At 38.3% G+C, this 20,135-nt stretch carries 14 protein-coding genes; 6 read left to right on the top strand and 8 right to left on the bottom strand.

What is annotated here, in order from left to right:
• Positions 1-30 precede the first annotated feature (30 nt).
• Genes H7A25_19685 through H7A25_19670 form a run of 4 tightly spaced genes read right to left on the bottom strand, consistent with a single transcriptional unit; the run spans position 31 to position 6,485 of the window.
• The gene (locus tag H7A25_19685) at positions 31-3,261 is read right to left on the bottom strand and encodes an efflux RND transporter permease subunit (GenBank protein MCP5502129.1); all 3,231 of its coding nucleotides are present in this window, start codon (positions 3,259-3,261) and stop codon (positions 31-33) included.
• A complete protein-coding gene (locus H7A25_19680) occupies positions 3,261-4,457 on the bottom strand; it encodes an efflux RND transporter periplasmic adaptor subunit (GenBank protein MCP5502128.1) in 1,197 nt (398 codons plus the stop codon). The genes H7A25_19685 and H7A25_19680 overlap by 1 nt, the downstream gene beginning before the upstream one ends.
• A gap of 45 nt (positions 4,458-4,502) precedes the next feature.
• Entirely contained in the window at positions 4,503-5,843 is a 1,341-nt protein-coding gene (locus H7A25_19675; protein MCP5502127.1) for a TolC family protein, read from the bottom strand.
• 33 nt (positions 5,844-5,876) lie between these two features.
• Positions 5,877-6,485, bottom strand: a complete 609-nt coding sequence (locus H7A25_19670; GenBank protein ID MCP5502126.1) for an inorganic pyrophosphatase — start codon at positions 6,483-6,485, stop codon at positions 5,877-5,879.
• A gap of 260 nt (positions 6,486-6,745) precedes the next feature.
• On the opposite strand from H7A25_19670, the gene H7A25_19665 reads away from it, so the two are divergent.
• Both H7A25_19665 and H7A25_19660 read left to right on the top strand, forming a co-directional pair.
• Positions 6,746-9,556, top strand: coding sequence for a hypothetical protein (locus H7A25_19665; protein MCP5502125.1), 2,811 nt, complete (start codon positions 6,746-6,748; stop codon positions 9,554-9,556).
• 142 nt (positions 9,557-9,698) lie between these two features.
• Positions 9,699-10,619, top strand: coding sequence for a hypothetical protein (locus H7A25_19660; protein ID MCP5502124.1), 921 nt, complete (start codon positions 9,699-9,701; stop codon positions 10,617-10,619).
• A 167-nt stretch (positions 10,620-10,786) separates the two neighbouring features.
• Here the strand turns inward: H7A25_19660 and H7A25_19655 are convergent, their stop codons facing one another.
• Positions 10,787-11,335: an SET domain-containing protein-lysine N-methyltransferase gene (locus H7A25_19655; protein ID MCP5502123.1), complete on the bottom strand. Its 549-nt coding sequence runs from the start codon at positions 11,333-11,335 to the stop codon at positions 10,787-10,789.
• Positions 11,336-11,354: 19 nt separating this feature from the next.
• Positions 11,355-11,747, bottom strand: a complete 393-nt coding sequence (locus H7A25_19650; GenBank protein ID MCP5502122.1) for an SET domain-containing protein — start codon at positions 11,745-11,747, stop codon at positions 11,355-11,357.
• Between the two features lie 751 nt (positions 11,748-12,498).
• Between H7A25_19650 and H7A25_19645 the strand changes: the two genes are divergently transcribed.
• The gene (locus H7A25_19645; protein MCP5502121.1) at positions 12,499-12,750 is read left to right on the top strand and encodes a hypothetical protein; all 252 of its coding nucleotides are present in this window, start codon (positions 12,499-12,501) and stop codon (positions 12,748-12,750) included.
• Between the two features lie 63 nt (positions 12,751-12,813).
• The gene (locus tag H7A25_19640) at positions 12,814-13,221 is read left to right on the top strand and encodes a hypothetical protein (protein ID MCP5502120.1); all 408 of its coding nucleotides are present in this window, start codon (positions 12,814-12,816) and stop codon (positions 13,219-13,221) included.
• On the opposite strand, the gene H7A25_19635 is transcribed toward H7A25_19640, so the two are convergent.
• Both H7A25_19635 and H7A25_19630 read right to left on the bottom strand, forming a co-directional pair.
• Positions 13,218-13,547 (bottom strand): nucleotidyltransferase domain-containing protein, encoded by a 330-nt coding sequence (locus tag H7A25_19635; protein MCP5502119.1) that lies wholly within the window; start codon positions 13,545-13,547, stop codon positions 13,218-13,220. The genes H7A25_19640 and H7A25_19635 overlap by 4 nt on opposite strands.
• Positions 13,544-13,951: a nucleotidyltransferase substrate binding protein gene (locus tag H7A25_19630; protein MCP5502118.1), complete on the bottom strand. Its 408-nt coding sequence runs from the start codon at positions 13,949-13,951 to the stop codon at positions 13,544-13,546. The genes H7A25_19635 and H7A25_19630 overlap by 4 nt, the downstream gene beginning before the upstream one ends.
• A 204-nt stretch (positions 13,952-14,155) precedes the next feature.
• On the opposite strand from H7A25_19630, the gene H7A25_19625 reads away from it, so the two are divergent.
• The gene (locus H7A25_19625) at positions 14,156-14,659 is read left to right on the top strand and encodes an AMMECR1 domain-containing protein (protein MCP5502117.1); all 504 of its coding nucleotides are present in this window, start codon (positions 14,156-14,158) and stop codon (positions 14,657-14,659) included.
• Between the two features lie 30 nt (positions 14,660-14,689).
• Entirely contained in the window at positions 14,690-20,134 is a 5,445-nt protein-coding gene (locus H7A25_19620; GenBank protein ID MCP5502116.1) for a carboxypeptidase regulatory-like domain-containing protein, read from the top strand.
• The last annotated feature ends 1 nt before the right edge of the window (position 20,135 follow it).

Below are 20,135 nucleotides of genomic sequence, written 5' to 3'. Positions count from 1 at the left end.
CAGCTCGAATTCCCCGGAGAAAGGGAGGCACTAGGCCTTATTCTCTTCTCCTGGTTCCTTTTTTACTTCAGAGCTTTCCATTTTCTTCTTCTTGCGCTCTTTTTCTACCACTGCTATATTTTCTTTGGGTTCAGAAGCAATTTGTATGCTGCTCTTTTGTTCAAAAGTGAAACCTTTTTGTAGTAAAAATTCCAGAATAATAGGCAGAAATAAATTAGAAAGAAGGGTGACTACAATAATTCCTCCTATCACTACTGTCGCCAGTGGTCTTTGGACTTCCGCACCGGCGTTACTCGATATAGCCATGGGTAAAAAGCCAATTCCTGCGATAATTTGGGTAGTTAGTATAGGACGCAAGGATTGCAAGGCTGATTTGATTACGGCTTCTTCTAAGGGCATTCCGAGACTCAATTTTTCTTTTAGTACAGACGCATATACAACTCCATTTAAAACTGAAATTCCGCTTACAGCTATGAAACCCACACCGGCAGGGATACTAAAAGGTAAACCTCGAATGATAAGGCTTATAATTCCTCCTGAAATTGCCAGAGGAATTACGAGAAATACTCCTAAGGCGTAGTTAATATTTCCGAAGGCAGCAATCAGCATACTAAAAATGATGACCAGGGCAACCGGTACGACCATCCCCAGACGATTTTTTGCCCTGGTAAAATTCTCAAACTGTCCACCCCATTTTACTTCATAACCTTCCGGAATTTTAGTTTCAAGGTAGGACTTTGTTTTTTCTTTAGCCTCGTTTATATAAGAAACCAGGTCTCTTCCACGGATATTTACTTCTACAAATAATCTCCGCTTCAAGGTTTCCCGGTATATGGCTGCCGGCCCTTCGTTTAATTCAATATCTGCAACCAGACCCAGGGGTACGATATTTCCGAAAGAAGTCATAACGGGTAAATTCTCTACTTCTTTTAGATCACTTACATCTACATTCATCCTGAGGATTAAATCGTAACTTCTGAGTCCTTCAAATACTTTTCCGGTAGAAACTCCAATTCTCAGAGTTTCTACTACGTTAAGTATTTCTTCTGAAGAGACTCCGTATCGAGACATTTTTTCTCGGTTTGCTTTTATTTCAAGAAGAGGGAGTCCGAGTACCCTTTGTACCCTTACGTTTCCGCTGCCGCGAATCGGTTTTAATATAGCGGAAAGATCTTCTCCTATGGATTTTAATATATTTAAATCATCTCCATAGATTTTTAAGACTACGTCTGCCTTAGATCCTGCTAATAATGTATTTACCCTGTCTTCTATGGGTTGTGACATGGTTAGATATGTGGAAGGGACACTGGCAAGGATTTTTTCACTCATTAACTGCATAAGTTCTTCATTATCTTTTGCAGAAGTCCATTCAGATTTGTCTTTTAACTTCACCATAATTTCCGTTTCATCGGTTCCTACGGGCTCGGCTGCTGACTCTCCCCGGCCCGTTCTGGATACGACTCCTTTTACTTCCGGGAAGTTCTTTATCAGAACTTTTTCAATCTCCTCGTTTAAATGAGTGGAGTAGTTCAAGGAGCTCGAGGGTAATCTTTTTATATCAATGGTAAATTCTCCTTCGTCAATTCTTGGAATAAATTCAGCCCCCATTCCCCAGCCCAAGATAATAGAAAAGAAAAAAAGACCGGCAGATAAAAACACTACATAACTTCTATTATTTAAAACCCACTCCAGGGTATCTTCGAATTTTTCTTCGAGCCAATCCCAAACCTTGCTATGATGAAAATTAGGTTTTTCAAATAAATAGGATACAGCAGCCGGAAAAGTTGTTAGCGAAAACAATAAAGCAGAAGCCAGGGCTATAGCGACAGTGATGGCCATAGGTCGAAACATTCTTCCTTCAACACCTTCTAAGGCCATGAGAGGCAGGTATACCAGCATAATGATAGCCACTGAAAATGCGGCTGCCCTGGCGACACGTGTACAGCCATCTGTAATTAACTTTTGAGTAAATCCCGGTTTTTCTTCTTCTTTGATTGTATCATAAATAAAACGTTTGGCATAAAATCCTCCGAGTATGGATTCCAGCATTACAATGGAGCCATCTACTAATAAACCAAAATCCAGAGCACCGAGACTCATAAGATTTCCGACAACTCCCAGATAGCGCATGAAGATTACAGTCACCAGCATAGATACAGGAATTGCCATAGCTACTAAGGCTCCTCCTTTTACCGTACCGAGAGTTATAATTAGAGAAATAAAAACGAGTATAGCCCCTTCCAATAGATTTATAAAAACCGTTTTTAAAGCACGGTTAATAAATTCAGAACGGTCATAAAATGGATCGAGTTTCATTCCTTTAGGAAGATTTTTTTTATACTCCTCCATCTTTTTTTTCACAAGCTGCACTACCTCTCTCGAGTTTTCTCCGATAAGCATCATTACCGTACAGCCTACGACTTCCCCTTTTCCATCCTTGGTCGCAGTTCCGTAGCGAACCGAAGGACCTATTTGAAGCTTTGCAAGGTTTCGTAAAAGAAGAGGGGTACCATCTTTATTGGTACGAATAGCTGTATTACCAATTTCTTCAATACTCTTGAATTGTCCTTCTCCGCGGATTACAAGTTGTTCGGTCCCTTTCATAATATAACCTCCCCCCACATTGATGTTTGATTTTTTCAGTACATCTAAAATATGAGAAAGAGTGACTTTGTAGACCGCTAATTTTATCGGATCAATAAGAATTTGATATTGCTTATATTCTCCTCCAATAATATTAATATCAATCACACCGGGTAAGGATTTTAATTTTTTGGCCAGTTCCCAATCGAGATAAGAGCGCAAATCCATAGCTGTATGCCTGTCCGAACTCAGGGCAAATTCGTAGATGTCCCCCAGTGCTGTAGCTACCGGGGATAACTCCGGAGTTCCGTATCCTTCCGGTATTTTCACTTCTTTTAATCTTTCGTTTACCAACTGCCTCGCAAACCAGATGTCTACATGATCTCTAAAAACAATGGTAACGCTACTTACGCCGGTTCGGGAAATGGAGCGAATTTCGTCTACATCGGGAATGCCCGTCATCGCTGTTTCAACCGGGTAGGTAATGAATTGTTCAATCTCGATAGGAGATAAACCACCCGCAGCTGTAACGACAGAAACCTGGACATTTGTTACATCCGGAACAGCATCAATAGGAAGCTGAAAGGCATTGTAGAGACCGATGAGAGAAAATATAACGGTTAAAAGAACTACGGCAAAACGTTTTTTTATGGAAAAAGCGATTAGTTTTTCTATCATTATTTCAAATATTCACTTTTTATCATAAATGCACCTTCCACAACAACCTCATCTTCGGAAGTAATGCCGGATAAAATCTCGATGTCTTCATCCACAATTTTTCCAATTTCTACTTCCTTACCGATAAAGGCTCCATCTGCCGTCTTTACAAATACTAAATTTTTTCCTTCACTCTTTTGCACTGCTTTTGAGGGAAGCACTTTTATTGTTTTGCTTCCGGATGAAGAAATTAAACCAACTACCTTGGCACTCACCGACTGTCCGGGCTTCAAATTATAATTCTTGTTATTTACTTCTAAGCGAATTTTTGCTGTATGCGTGTTTGAATCGATTACTTCACCCACATGAGCGACTTTTGCCTTTACCGGCTCTGATGTATCGGAGATCGGGTATATTAAAGCCCGGGCTCCCACTTTTACGGAAGAAAGATCTTTCTCATAAACATCCAGGATAATCCAAAGGCGGGATAGGTTGGCGATAGTAAATAACTTGTCTTCCGGGTTTATCGACTGGCCCACGATAGCGGAGCGAAAAGTAACGGTTCCGCTTAAAGGGCTACGTATAAGTAAATTCTTATATTGCATTTTTCCTTCTTCTAAGAGGCGAATTTCTCCCTGACTGAAGCCATAAATCATAAGAGTATTAATCCCGGTACTTACTTCTGCTTTTACGGTTTTATATTCCATAGCTGCCAGTTCGTAATCCTTTGCCGATATGATTTTCTGTTGGAAGAGTTCTCTGGCCCTTTCTGCCTGGGTTTTAACGGTTTCCAGCCTCGCTTTGGCTTTTAAGTATTTCTCTGCCTGTTCTCCAACCTGCACGGATGTAATACTGGCAAGAGCAGAACCTGTTCTTACAGTATCACCTTCCTTTACATAAACATGATTAATCTTTCCGCTGATTCGAGGGCTTACTTCGGCCATATTTTCCAGATCATAGGAAACCTTACCCGGAAGAGTTAGCTCTTCATTCAAACCTCGTTCTGTAAGTTTCGTAGTGCTGAGAGTGTGATTTTGCAAAACCTCTTTGGGAATAAATATTTTTCTTTCTTCGATTTTAACAGGCTCTTCTTTTTTGCTCAGATCCCTTCCTTTTTTTTGCTGTAACATTTTCCAGACAAGTAGTAGTGATAAGACCAGCACCAGAGCAGAAATCAGCCATTTGACTTTGAGTTTGATTGTTAATTCTTTTTTCATAATTCCGAAAGCTTATGCTTGAATAAAGGAGTGACGCTCCTTAGTTCATTTACCAAGTTTGCCTATAGCAGCCCTGTAGGTTTCTATAGCATTATAATATAGATACATTTGCTCGTTATAACCGTTTTGTACGGATAAATAATTTCTTTCTGCTTCTAAAAAAGTTACGAGATTGGAAGCACCCCGGTTGTAGGCTAAACGGTATTTTTCCTGGACCTGTTTATTTTTTTCCACAAGATTCATACTTTCATATTCTCTTAGAATTTCTTCCCGAGCTAGAAGTTCTCGTTTAGCTGCTACTATTTCAGCGATAATTTCATTTTTTTTGGATTGTAATTTTAATAGACTTTTTCTGTGCTTTTCTTTAGACTTTAAAATACCACCCTGATTTCTATCAAATACCTTCAAAGGTGTTTGTGCAAAAATGCCGGCAAAAGTTTCCCCGGTTTTAAATCGAAGCTCGGCCCCTACGCTTAAATAGGGCAGGGCTCCTCCTTTTTTTTCTTCCAGTTCAACTTCTAATCGTTTCCTGTGGGTTTCGGAAAGCATAGCCTGATAATCAGGACGATTTTGGATATTATAATTTTCCAGATCCAGACCTAATTCTTCAGTTCTTCGGAATATGAGTTTATCTTTAAATTTTAAAGTTCTACCTTCCGGGTCTATTCCGACTAGTACACGTAAATTTCTTGCAATCCTTGCTTTTAGTATATTAACGTTTCTATAATTTCTTTCAATTCTTACTTTCTCTAATTCCAACCTGTCATATTCCAACTGGGAAATATCTCCTTTGCTAACCCGAAAGCGGGAAAGTTTCAGGAGATCTATATAATTATTATAAACTTCTTCCTGAGTATCTACAAGATTTGTAATATATAGATAATACCAGTAATTTTGCCTGAGTCGTAAACGGAAAAGCCTATCAAAATTAGAAAAATTAGATAGGGCAGTTTTGTATTCCTGTCTTGCTAGTTTTATATTCTGATTGCGTATCCCGGAAAGATCGAATTCATAGGATATTTTAGGGGCTGATTCTACTCCTCCTCCCGCATCTCCTCCAAGAGAACCTATAAGGGGAGCGGAATAACCGGCTTTACTTTGAATAAATTGTTGCTCGAAATATAAAATCGGATTATGCCGAATAGCTGCTGACAAAACCCCGCTTCTGGCTATTCCGAGGTCTTTTTTGGCTGCAAGATACAGAGGATTGTTATTGGTAGCGTATTCTTCCAGTTCGGCTAAGGACATACTTTCCACCTTAGCCTGACTTTGCAGGCTTTCTATGGCCTCCAGTTCTTCATATCGGGGGATTTCAAAATCCTCTTCTGAATACAGAAGGCCGGTAAAACAAAAGAATATTATAAACCGGATAAAGAGATTTATCATTCGATATTTCAAAATATCGTATAAGTAAACCGTTTAAACAGGAAACTGGTCTTTATAGTCCTGCATGGTGATTTGAATTACTTTTTTGGCTTCATCGGAACCATAAAGCCCGGTAATCTCAACCACTTCCTCATCTTCTTCCGGCATAACTTTATAGGTTAAAAAATAGTGCTTCAAGGTATCCAGAAGCCTTCTCGGGCATTCCGAAACATCAGTTATATGGCCGAAAACCGGATCGTCTTTCATTACAGCGATAATTTTGTCATCGGCTTCATTTTTGTCAATCATTCGGAATCCACCGATAGGAACTGCCGGAATAATAATGTTTCCATGGCTGATGGAACTGGAACTGATCACGCAAATATCGAGAGGATCTCCATCTCCAACTATATTTTTCTTGCCTGTCATTTGCATACAGAAAGCAGCTAATTTCGGTCCGCAATACGTCCTGGGGATGAATCCGTACAGGGTTGGAGAGTGACTGGAATACTTCTGGGGTCTGTCCACACGAATATAACCGGAAATTTTATCGATTTCGTATTTTACCGTATCGGTAGGAATAATTTCGATAAAGGCGTCAAGACTTTTCGGTGCCTCAGCTCCGGGACTCAGTCCATGCCAGGGGTGGGGAAGAAACTCCATTCTCTTTTCTTGCATAAAAACAGGATCTGAAAGATTTTTAAATTTGTAAATGAAAATTATTTTTTCATTAGAGGGAATGAAATAAAACTCGTAGAAAGTAGTTAAAGATTCCATTCTTAGCGTCTACTGGAATTTGAAGTTTTTATGATTTATGTGATAAACTCTTTTTTTATACTTGTTAAGTACTTTTATTATAAGCATTATTTTCTTACTTTTATAAAGCAATCTATTTTAAGGTGAGTATAAACGGAGCCCAGCTTATGTCTCATATTTTAAGAAAATCTTTTTTTTTACTTTTGCTCTTCTTTTTTAGTTCTTGTTTGAAGTCGAAAAGTAGTGCACGTTTATTATACTCTCTTCCTATTTCTTCCGGTTCAAATTCTATCCTTGTGACTATAGGTGCAGAAACCTTAGCTCTTGCTGAGGGAGGAAATTCAGTTACTTATACCATTTCTATTGATAAAGCTCCGAGTTCAGAAATTCTTATAAATGCACAGGCTGACTCACAGCTTCTATTGAATAATAACTCTTCTGCTTCTCTTAGTTTCACGGCAGAAAACTGGTCAAACGCCCAAATTATCAGCGTTCAGGCGGTAGATGATACTTTACTGGAAGGAAATCATGAAAGCATTATCTCTCATACGGTTTCAATGGGAGGTAATACAATTTATAACCTTTCTAAAAGCGAAATTATAGTCTCGATTACAGATAATGATGATTACGGTCTTACCGTTACAGAAACCGGAGGCTCTACCGATGTTTCTGAGTCCGGGAATACAGACAGCTATTCTATTGTTTTAAATAAAGCTCCGTCTTCTGATGTAAATCTCAGCTTTGTAGTAGACTCACAACTGAATTCCATATCTTCTTTGACCTTTACTCCTTCCAACTGGAACCAGCCGCAAACCATTACGGTTTCAGCTGTAGACGATTCTTTGAGAGAATATGCACATACTTCTATTATAAATCACTCTGTTAGTAGTTCGGATCCTTATTATAATAATATCTCTGTCAGCTCCGTCACGGTTAACATTACCGACAATGATACACCCGGGATTACAATAGTAGAGTCGGGGGGTTCTACTTCGGTTACGGAAGGTTCTACAACAGATACCTATACCCTCGTTTTAAATACACAACCTGCAAATGATGTGACGATTAGTTTTACAACAGATGCAAGAATTACAGTAATTTCTAATGTAGTATTTACAACGGCAAACTGGAATAGTCCTCAGACAATTACAGTAATTCCGGTTGATGATTCTGTATATCGAGGCACGATAAGCTCTACCATTTCTCATGCTTCTTCGAGTGTGGATACAGATTATAATAATATTAGCATTGCTAATATAAGCGTATCTATCACCGACAATGATACACCCGGGATTACAATAGTAGAGTCGGGGGGTTCTACTTCGGTTACGGAAGGTTCTACAACAGATACCTATACCCTCGTTTTAAATACACAACCTGCAAATGATGTGACGATTAGTTTTACAACAGATGCAAGAATTACAGCAATTTCTAATGTAGTATTTACAACGGCAAACTGGAACAGTCCTCAAACAATTACGGTAAGCCCGGTTAATGATTCTGTTTATAGAGGTACGATAAGCTCTACCATTTCTCATTCCTTAAGCAGCACAGATAGCGGATACAATGGAATCAGCGTTTCTAATGTGAGCGTATCTATCACCGACAATGATACACCCGGAGTTACTGTAACGCAAACGGGATCTGAAACCAGTGTAATGGAAGGTTTTGGAACGGATAGTATCAACTATGTTTTAAACAGTGAACCCATGCAGGATGTTAGCCTCAGTTTGAGTTTTGACACTTCTCAAATAAAATTGAATGGTTCAACAAGCAGTCCTCTTGTTTTGACTTTTGCCGCAGCCAACTGGAATGTGGCACAAGCCGTAACAGTAGAAGCTGTTGCCGATGGTGTTATTGAACCGGCTACACATACTTCTTCTATTACTTATAGTAGCAGTAGTTCTGATAGTTTTTATAATTCTTTAACTATTACTGCCACTACGATTAACATTATTGAAGACCATGGAACTCACCTGGTAGGAAGCTTTCAAACAGGAAGCAGGAATATAAGTAGTTCGAATACAACGATTACTCTCGGAACTTCGGTAAATCCCTTAACTTCCTTTGTATATTGTAATTTCCAGTATACAGGCTCAGCCAATAGCAATGCGGCAACCTGTCAGTTGAATACAGCAGGAACCTCTGTAGAAATTAAAACGGGTGGAGGAACCGGTGTCAAGGCAAATTACTATGTTGTAGAATTTGATAGCGGAACTATTGTACAAAGAGGGGTCTCCAGTTTTGCCAGCGGAGATCTTTCCAAAACTATAAACCTATCTTCTACTATAGATTTATCCAGAACTATGGTCATTACCTATGGCCGAACTTCAGATTCTGCTACCAACACAGATGAAAGAAGATACACGAGAGCTATATTAACAAATTCCAATACTTTGAGTTTAAATAGAGATGAAAGTGGCTCCACAGTCGATGTAGAATACCAGGTGATTATGATGTCTTCTTCTTCCGTTCAGAGCGGGCAAGTAACACTAAGTAACGGAACATCTTCTACTACAGCTTCGCTTTCATCGGCAGTAGACTTAACAAAGAGCTTCTTAGTATTTAATTATACCGGTGCAGGCAGTATAAACGGGGTGGAGTATAATCTATATACAAGGGGACGTTATAGCAATTCCACAACCTTACAGTTTGATAGGACCGGAACTACAGGCAATATTTCTATCTCCTATTTTGCCATTACACTAAACGCGGGAGTTCAAAGTATGCAGCATGGTACAACTGCGGTCAACAATGTTACTTCTTCTGTGAATCAGGCTATTACTTCTGTGAATTTAACTAAGAGTATGGTGATTATTTCAAATGATACGACACAGGGAGATGCAGCTGCCACAACACAGGATTCCGGAACCTACTGGGTAGATGATACTTCTACAAACAGCCAGTTAACTTTTAGCAAGAATAATTCTGAGGGAGCTACTGCTACGATTAACTGGACTGTACTTGAATTTCAATAAATTTAACCTGAACTCGGTATTTACTGAAAAGTTTGTCACAACTGAAATGCGGGATGGGAATATACTCTTGACTTATACTGAAGCTAAATTTTAATGATACCTGGTATTATATTAATAGTGTAAGGGTAGCAGAAGAATTGTTATGCGTATATTTCAAAAAATTCGTGAGAATCTAAAATTTTTTACCTGGAAAAATGAAGTTGAATCCAAACTTATCAACCAAAAATATAATCACATTTTTATAGAACTTGAAAAGTTTAAATTAAAGAAAAATAAACCTCTTGATTACGAAGAGATAATTCATAAAATTGAAAATTTATTGAGTGAAGAAAGAGATTACAGGCATGTGGACCGCATTGAGCAATTATTAATCCTGTTATATGATAGTGAGGAAATTGAGATTGCTTTAAAAGTGAAGCTAATAGAAGCAAAGAAATTGATAGATAAAGAATTATGGGAGTTTTATCAGAACGAATCTGAAATACAGAAAGAACAGGCGAAAACGGAACTCCTCTTTGCTTTAAATAATCAACTAAATAGTATATTGATTAAAGAATCTTTTATGGATAGATGCAGGGAAAAGGCAAGGTTAAGAATTACCTTATTTTTTATTTTTTCCCTATTTCTTTTTTTTTTGTTAGACCAGCTTCCTATTCTGGCAGATTTTTTAAAAATTGAAAAAGGTAAGAAATCGGATTTTATAATTATTGCCATGTCATCTGGTTGGATGGGAAGTTCGTTTAGTATGCTTATTAATCTACAAAGAAGAATTCAAAAAAGTTCTATTATAGAATTAAAGAATATGATAAAATATAACTATATTTTATCAAGAACTTTGATCGGTATGGTGAGTGGATTATTTTTATTTTACTTTCTTCTTTCGGGACTTTTAGCCGGCCATTTTTTTCCTGCGTTTAGTCTTACGGATACAGGAAGTATGTTAGATGATAGGGGACGTTCCTTATTAATGATCTGGTGCTTTATTTCCGGATTTTCAGAGAAATTGATTCCTGATATAATTACAAAAACAGAAAAACGATTTTCCGAAAATGAGGAAATATAATTAGTAAAGCAAAGACTTTAATTACACCAGTCAAGATGCTTGGTTTTCTTTAGTTCTAAATTGCTTATTTTCTCTGTGGTAAAGTTTTAACCGAAATATACAATTGAACTGCCGTATATCGAATAGTGATTGAAGAGGAGGGGTTTTATATTCCCTCCTACACGATTTTATAATCCAGTATCAATTTTTCTTTGTATATGGGTTGCAAAATACCCTTTATATCTTCTTTGAAGATCGGGAATTTTCCAATCTCTGGGAGTAAACTTTTTTCGACATTTATCGGTTTTGCAATTACATTCAAATTCTTCATGAAGAAAATCATTATCTTCTATCATCGCATAATCAAAACAGAGTTCCTCTCCGATGTCTATATTTCTCATTGTAACAACGGCTACCTGGCCTGATATTCCGCAATTAGGATCACAGGAATGATTTATCCATTCGGCAGGTTCATCTGCATGAGTATATTGAAAAAGATTCTCACTCATCTGTGTAATATATCTACGGAATTTCAATGGTATTTCAAAAACTTGTTCTTCTGTTATAATCTGCCCTCCCCACATTAATACTAATTCATTATTTTTAAAAGGTTCAAGGGCTATTATTTTTCTGTATCCCGTATCAGCATCTATGATACCTTTCAGTTTTGGCGAAAAATAGGAAAGGTTGAATTTCGAAATAAAACCTCGATAGTCTTCCAATTTTTGCTTGTCCAATTTATCAAATCTCCTTGTATTATACTTTTTGCGTTAGTTTCATATTTGCATAAATATCAAAAGCATGATAGTTACAGGTTATTTCTTCATCTGCTTCAATATCTCGTAATGCAAAATTAGCATTTATTTTAAAATCATCATATATATTAGGGTTTGAAGAATGATTCATATGTTTCCCATTATCTCCGCAGAGTACAAGATAATCTTCCCCTTCAAACTTTTCCGCATAGCCGTATGTCATTAAATAAGCGACCAGAACCTCAGGCCAATTTTTAATATCTTTAACCGAATATCGTCTGTCAATTTTTTCATCGTATATCCAGATCATTTCATTTGCTTTAATTTTATTTTTAGCAAAGCAACCAATACCATGAATCTTACTCTCTTTCAGATAGGATTCAACCAGCATCATAAATAAACTCCTTCTTTTGACTTTTTAAACAATTTTTGATTTTCCTTCAAGCAACATTTCTATATTATTTTTATGTAACTACTCAGCGAAAAAATACTTATACAATCAAAGTTAAAATAGCGAAACCCCCCGTACACCACGTTGAAACGTGGGGTTAAGAGAAGATTTCTTCTAATACTGTGAGATATGGTTGCAAACGTAAGGAAGGGTCGTGACTGTTCTATTTTAGACTGCTCCTTTATTATCTGTTTTTCTCTTTCGAAGGAAAGCTTTTCTTTATGTAAAGTAAAGAAAAAGGCGGGGCAAAAAGAAAAGAAACCCGCTACTCACACGTCCGTGTGTTCGTGCGCTCCGGGCAGCCGTCCGTGGCTGCTAGCTACCTCTCCCTATCTTCCAGAATTAGAAAGCTCCAACTAACCACATCCCTCTCCGTACTTCGACAGTGGTTGGTGAGCCTGCCGAACCACAGTAACCAGGAAAGGGATAGACCGGCATAGTATCAAAACAATATAGCCCACCAAATAAGGTCTCCTCCTTCCCTGTGAATGAGCGAAGCGAGAGAACGAATTAGGGAAGGGGGAAAGAGGGGGGTAGATAAAAAGCTTGCAATGAGATATAGAGCGTTTTCTTTAAATAATAGCTGAGTAGTTATATTTTTATTTACTTTACATAAGCTCCGAAAATAACTTGTTCTATATGGGAATAATTAATTCAATACAAAATTTATTTAAATCGGGAAACAGCCAGGAAGATGAAGAGAATTCCTGAGCAACTTTTACTATTTCCGTCGGATATTGAAAAAGTCATCCGGAATCAGGTAGAAAAATATGGACTTCCTGCTTATGCGGCTCAGCATATAAAAGAATTAATGAATAAACCTGAAGAGGAACATTTCTTTCGCTGCTGTCATTCCGGTTGCGAGCTTTGCAGGGATGATTTAAAAAATTGCCTGTATGCCGTAAAAAAACAATTAGAAATAGAAAAAAGCTTATATTATTCCTAAAATTAGATTTATTACAGGAAAATTATCCAGGTAAGCAGTCAAAGTTTTTATAGGGGGTTTCCAATGACCACTCGAAGAAAGCAGAGAAAAAAAAACAAAGACTCAGACCGGAGAGTCATCACATTTACTCCCTGGTTGCCTGAATTTATCCCCGGTTGTGAAGTAGTAATCAGACCGATGCTGGAATGGATCGATTCCTGGAACGAACCCCTGCCTGTAGGAACAGTTACCGATGTTTACTGGGGAACCGATCAGTATTGCTATGTGGTGGAATTCCGGAAGCAAATGATTCGTTTTTCTGCTCGAGATCTACAAAGACATAGCCGTGCTTCAGACTGGGAGGAAAAAATGAAGAACTACTGGATTCCTTATTGTATCAAGAATAATTTGTATCACTACGAAAGAGCTCTACTTGATACATCCAGCGAAATAGAACTTATATGTGATCATTTCGAGTCAGTTTCCCGTTAGTAAACCGGAGAATTTTTAGAAAAAATAAGAACACCAACACGGTCGATGTGTTCTTTTACTGCTTGATTAGAAATGCTGCGATAAAATACAAGGTCAACATTATAGGGCAAGCTGGACTCCTCGAAGTCTACGCTTAGCTTTAATGCCAAATTATCGTCATCAAAATCCGTAGTAATAGATAAATCAATATCACTTCCCGGTTTAAAATTTCCCTTTGCCCTGCTTCCGAATAATTTGACTTCCTGTATTTCCGGATACTTACCCAGGATCTCGATAATCGTTTGATGGTCTCTTGGTTTTAGACCGAATAAAGGCTTATCTTTCACGACAGGCTTTTCTCAGCGGCTTCCAGTAAAAAGGCATATAGCTTTTCTAATGCAGGATAGGTTTCGTGTCGGAGCTTCTTTTCAAATTTAAGAAAATACTCCTCCTTATAATCATGAGAAAGTAAATTTCTCATATCCAATCCATCTATCAGTTCCTGTGCATACGTAATAAATTGACTTTGCTGGGCCAGGCGAATTGTATCCTTGGGTGAAGGCTTAAAAGAGAAGCCTTTATCTTCTAAAAAGTCTTTTAATACTTTCCAGGAAAGATCCAGGGTAAATTCAAATCTTTGAATCAAGCCATTTCTTTCGAGTTCGTTTAATTCCGGAATCTCTACCGCTTCTTTCAACCTTAAAAAGGCTCTTTCGAAATTCTGAAATCTTTGTTTCCACCGAATATCCAAGTAACATCACCTCTTCTTGCGGATAGTTTAGAAAATAGCACTGTATCTTCAAATACTATTTATCTTTACAGCTTTAAGCCCTGTCAAAAGACTAAAAGCATGTCTTCCTTTCAATTCACTTTTTTTCTTTTACTTTCCTGTTTGATACCCCTTTCTTTACGGGCGGAGTCGAAGTATTTCGATTTATACAGGTGGAAGAAATACATGAACTCGGAAGAAAGAAAAACCCAACTCAAAACCTGGCTTCGCTGTCGTATGGAAAGCGAATTCTATAAAACATCCTGTTCTGACTTACCACTGAAAGAAAGTCCCGAATTCTTCGGAAGGCTTGGAATTTTTATTACTCTCAGGAGAAATAATAGGGTCAGGGGTTGCTATGGTTCATTTTTCCATCGACATGAATCTTTTGAGGCGAACCTCTTAGAATACCTTCGAGCAGCCCTTCGGAATGATCCGAGGTATGAACCCTTAGCTCCTTCTGAAATTCCTAAAACCGAAATTCTTTTGACTCTTGCTTCCATGCCGGAATCAATTTCAAATGATTCAAGGCTTGACACATCCCTTTACGGTTTAATACTTAGTGATAAGAATGGAAATTCTCTCGTTTTTGTTCCGGGAGAATTAAGAGGCCGGGATCCCTTTGAGCGTTTAAAGCGAAAATTTAAAGCTTATTCGTTTCAGGCTTTTCGGGCTATTCGTATTAACTGAGGCTTCAAACTAACAAAACCGGAGATGATTATGAAAAGACTGGTATCTACCCTGATAAATCTCGTCCTGATTGCCTTTTTTACACAGGTTCTGGCCGAACCCCAAGAAAAAATGATGCTTCCGGAAACGATGAAGGGTTTTGTTCTCGATTATAAAACAAAAACTCCTATCAGTAATGCGGTAGTTGAGCTTAAAAATGCAAACCTGGGGGTGGGATATTACCGGGTAGAAACCAACTCCAATGGTTTTTTCGAAGTAAAGGACTACGCCAAACATGTTCTTTATACCCTCGAAGTTCAGGCTGAAGGTTATGTCAGCTACAAAACGACCCTGATGCCGGGTACGGAAGAAGAAAAAATTTTTCTGCACCGGGAGGCTGTGCTATACGGTCGCATCCTTGATTCAGCAGATAAACCTCTTTCTTCCGTAAAGGTAAAACTCAAATCCGACTCTTACTCTCCCTTTTCCACCCGAATTGTAGAAACCGATGCAAATGGCGAATATCGCTTTGAAAGGCTTCCATCCAACCGTTATTCTATAGAATTTCAGAAAGAGGGCTATATCACTGAAACAGCGAGTATTCGACGCTTAAAAGCCGCTGAGACCTTTCGCCTTCCCATGATGTTATACAGACCGGCAGGGCTTTCGGGAAAATTACTTGTAGATGGTATAAAGGAAGAGGTTCCCGCAGCCAATATTTTAGTCAGCCTCAAAGGCCCGATGACCCATAGTTCCTATTCCTATCAAAATGGAGAATTTCAAATCCAGGATATAAAACCCGGAAAGTATTCCCTTCATATTAATCACAGGGGCTTTTTCCCGGAATCTCAGGAGGGCATAGAAATTAAAGAAGGGGAACAAATCAGTTCTATTCTAAAAAAGCTGAAACCCAGAGAGCCTTCGGTCAGTGTAAGTGCAAGACGCTATACCTTTCCTCCGGCTTCTCCACCGGTTTTTAATATTCGTAGCCTCAGGCTTGAAACCGTTAAAATAAAAGTTTATACCGTACCGGTGAAGGAGTTTATCCAGCCTCCCCTGGATCCCAATTCAGTGGAACCGGAAAAAAATGGCTTTAACCTGATAAAAGAATGGGAAGAGCCGGTTCGAAATTTCCGACCTTTTGATTGGCGTTACCAGGACCTGGAACTTCCCGATAGTCTGGCCATCGGAACCTATTGCATAGAAGTATCCGGACCCCAAAATGCTATTGATAGAAAATATTTTACCGTCACTTCAACCGGAATTATCCTCAAACGCTCCCCCGAATCACTTCTGGTTTATGCAGTCGATCTTATTACCAATAAACCCATTCCGAATGCAGAAATTATTTCCTTTGAACCTTTGAGCCAAAAAGAAATTGAAGACTTCCAGAAAAATGCTTCTGCTCCGACAAAGGTAAATAATACAACTTCTGTTCCGAAACCCTCGAATCAGGATGATCTGGATTTCGATGTTGGAATGAATGACGATGTTTTCCAGCCCGATGAATTTTCTGATATTCACCTCGAACCTTTGGAGAAGAAGAAAGAAGATTCAGAAGGAATTCGGCTGGATACAACGATAGTTATAGACCAGTTGAGTAATATGCCAGGCCACGTTAGTCTTCGTGGTAAAACAGATGAGAATGGTTTATTTCTGGGCAAAACAAACTCGAAGAAGCAGATGATGATCTTTGCCATTGCACCGAATGATAGCTTTGCCATTGCCTCCACCGGTGTTCCTTATAGCTATGGTGCAGAAATGAAAAAGTTTTTTGTCTATACCGATAGACCTGTATACAGAAGCGGAGATAGGGTTTTTTTCAAAGTCCTCGGTAAAGAGCGTAAATATCATTTTGAACCCATACTCGAAGGTAACTATAGCTATGAAGTAAAGCGTTCGGGTAGCTCTGAAATTGTACAAAAAGGAGATTTTTCTCTCGATGAGTGGGGAAGTTTCGCAGGAGAAATTCAATTAGAAAAAGGAGCAAAACCATCTTCCTATTATATTAGTATTCTTGAAAGTACGAATCATATAGGAGAGGGTCGTTTTTATGTAGAACAGTATAGAAAACCTGAATTCAAAGTCAGCATTACTCCTTCTCAAAAGTTTTATACGAACAAAGAAAAAGCCAGCTTTCGGGTCGATGCTCGCTACTTTTTCGGTAGTCCTTTGAAAAATACCTTAATCCGTTATCGGTTTTATGAAAGCAAACTTCGTGACCGACAGGCTGTGTACTGGTGGGAAGAAGACTATAGTTCTTCTGAGTCCTATAACCGGCTCAAATTAGAAGGAGAGAAATATCTCGATGAAAATGGTAGAGCTGTGATTGAAATTGATTGCGGAGATTATCCCTATGACCGGGAATTGAGCCTTGAGGTTACCGTTGTCGATAAGTCTAATGTGGCTATCTCGGAATCACAGGCAGTAAAAGTAGGAAGAGGGGAGTTTTATATCCGCATTCGCCCTGAGTCCAATTTCTTTTCTACCGCTTCAGAAAAAAAGATAAACTTTATTGTGAGTGATTTTTCAGAAAAGCCGGTCAAAACGAGGCTGCATTTGCGTTTCTATCGCTTTATCTGGAAAAGCTGGCAACGGGTTTATGTGCATTCAGAAAGCCCTGTCTATGAAACAAAAGTAGAAACGGATGAAAAGGGAAGGTTTCAACTCAGTCTTGATAAGGAATTAAAAGAGCCGGGAGAATTTGATATTGTCGTTAGTGCAGTAGATAAGAAAGACAATGTGATAAAAGCGAACTATACTCTCTGGCTCTATGATCCCCTTCATAATAAAATTGAATCTCGTTTTAAAAACCTCGAACTCAGTCTCGAAAAAGAAAGTCTCGATAAAGCCGGAGAAGTCACCGTTCTTTTAAAGAGTAAATATTCGGGCTTTCCGGTGCTTATCAGTCTGGAAGGAAAAGATATATACGAAACAAAGCTAATTTACATGAAAGACAATGTAGTTCCTGTTAAGCTTCAGGTAAAAGATGGGTATGCTCCTAACTTTTATATACAGGCTGCCATGCAAAAGAATCGGGCTCTTTTTATAGCCAGAGAATCTTTCAATTTACCGGTGAAGGATACGGAACTTGAAATTAAATTTCATTCAAAAAAGGAAGATTTTCGACCGGGTGAAACGGTAAATATGGAATTAGAAGTGAAGTCCAAAGAAGGCAAGGGACTCAAAGCCGATGTATCGGTTTCTGTTGTTGATGAGGCTATCTATTCGATAAAAGAAGACTTTACTCCCCGGATGAAAGATTTCTTCTATACGAAAATATCTAATTATGTTATCACCAATTATTCTTTTCCATTAAACCTATTAGCAGGTGCCGGAAAAGATGGAAAAAAAGATGAAGGGACAAGAAAAAACTTTAAAGATACCGCTCACTGGTCTGCCCACATTCAAACGGATGAATCGGGGAAAGCTAAGTTTGATTTCTCTGTTCCTGATAATTTAACCGAATGGCGCTTGACTGCCAGGGCTCATGATAAAAAGGGACGGGTGGGAGAGAATCGCTCAAATATTCTGGTCACAAAAGAAATCATTGCTCGAATAGGAAAACCACGTTTTTTTACAGAAAATGATGAACTGAGTATTATCGGAATCGTTAATAACAACTCCCAAAAAGGCCTGGAGAATATCCAGACAGGCATGAAAGCCAATGGAGCTTTACTAGCGAAAGATGAGAAACCTTTCAGCCTCCCTCCCAATGGTTCCACCTCGACTTATTATCCACTAAAAGTAGAGGCAGATAAACCAAATATACTTTTAGAATACAATGCCCTTGCCGGAGAATTTAAGGATGGACTGGAACTTAGCGTCCCTATTCATAAAGTAGGAAACGAATTTAGAATATTACAAACAGGTGATACAAAAAATAATTCTAATTTAGTAATTCCTCTGGAAGATTCAAAAACTACCCAATTTGTACCGGAAGAACTGATAATTCAACTTGAACCAGGTATTGTTCAGTCTATGCTTTCTTCCCTTCAGTACCTATCTGAGTATCCCTATGGTTGTACCGAGCAAACTATCAGTAAGTTTTTACCGGCCCTTATGCTGGATAAGATCTACAAACAAAAAACAGGAAAGCCCCTTTCCTTTGATAAAGATTTGGATAAGAAAATAAAAACCGGCATAGAACGATTAAAAACTATGCAAAACTATGATGGTAGCTGGGGATTCTGGTATGGAGATTCAGGTAATGAGTTCCTGACAGGTTATGCCATGTTTTCTCTCTATACAGCAAGCCAATCCGGGTATGATGTGGATCAATATAATATCAAGAGAGGGCTTGCGGCCATGGCCCGAATGCTTACCAATCCTCAGGACATGGAAGAAGATGCAAGGGCCTATCTTTCCTTTGTTTCGAGTCTGTATGGAGGAGCCGATAGAAACTCTATTGATAAGTTAATTCGGGATGAAAATTCGAATGCTTACCGCAAAGCTTATTTACTCAGAACCCTTTTGAACCTCCAAAAGCATATGAAAAACGAAAATGATAAACAGGAATTCAAACCTTATGCAGATAAGATACCTCTTATATTAGATTCATTGAAGAAACTTTCAGAAAAAGACGATAAGGGAACTTATTTTCGTAGTGCCGAAGAGAGTACCTGGTCCTGGCAGGGCGGAAGAGCCGAAGTGAGCGCACAGGTTCTACTCGCTCTATTAGAAGCCGGTGATAATTCAAGTCTCATACCGGAGATTCTTAGTTCCCTTCAAAAGAGAAAAGAAGGAAATCGCTGGCTTTCTACACGTGCCACGTCTATGGTATTATATGCATTATCGGCTTATCTTGAAAAAAACGGTATTCCGGAACTGAAAGAAGATAAGGTGGAGTTTTTCTTAAACAATAAAAAGATAGCTTCTTTTGACCTGCATCCGAAAGAAACAGTTGGTTTAAAAACTGTCATTCCACTTTCAGAATTTAAGGATAAGCAAATACTCTTAAGAGCTAATTCACAAAACCAATTAAATTCCTTTTTTTCTATAGAAATAAAAGGGAACCTGTATTTTAAAAAAGAAGAAGAGAAAAAAGAATTAGAAAAAGGTCTAAGCCTGGAAAGAAAATTGTACACCGTAAAAAGGGTACTGGATATTAATCGACAGGAATACCTGGTTCCGGAATTATTCGATACGAAAAAGCCTTTAAAAACAGGGGATGAATTAATGCTCAAATTACGTTTTAAAGCGGATAGAAACTATGAGTTTTTAGCCTTAGAAGCTTTTCTTCCTTCCGGTTTTGAAGTTGTAAAAGAAGATGCTTATGAAAGTAGCGGTGTCTATTCGCATAAGGAAAAATGGGATGATAAAATGGTATACTTCTTTTCTAAAGTTACCAAAGATGAAATTTATGAAGTTGCCTATATCATCCGTGCAGAACTTCCCGGTAAAATTCAAATGAAAGCGGCTCATATAGAGTGTATGTATTCACCTGATATCAGAGCCTGGTCCGATCTCAAGCAACTTATAATTCAAGAAAAGTAAA

This window comes from Leptospiraceae bacterium, from assembly GCA_024233835.1.
Lineage (GTDB): Bacteria > Spirochaetota > Leptospiria > Leptospirales > Leptospiraceae > JACKPC01.
The sequence above is the reverse complement of the archived record's forward strand: the minus strand, read 5'-3'. Positions and strand labels throughout refer to the sequence as shown.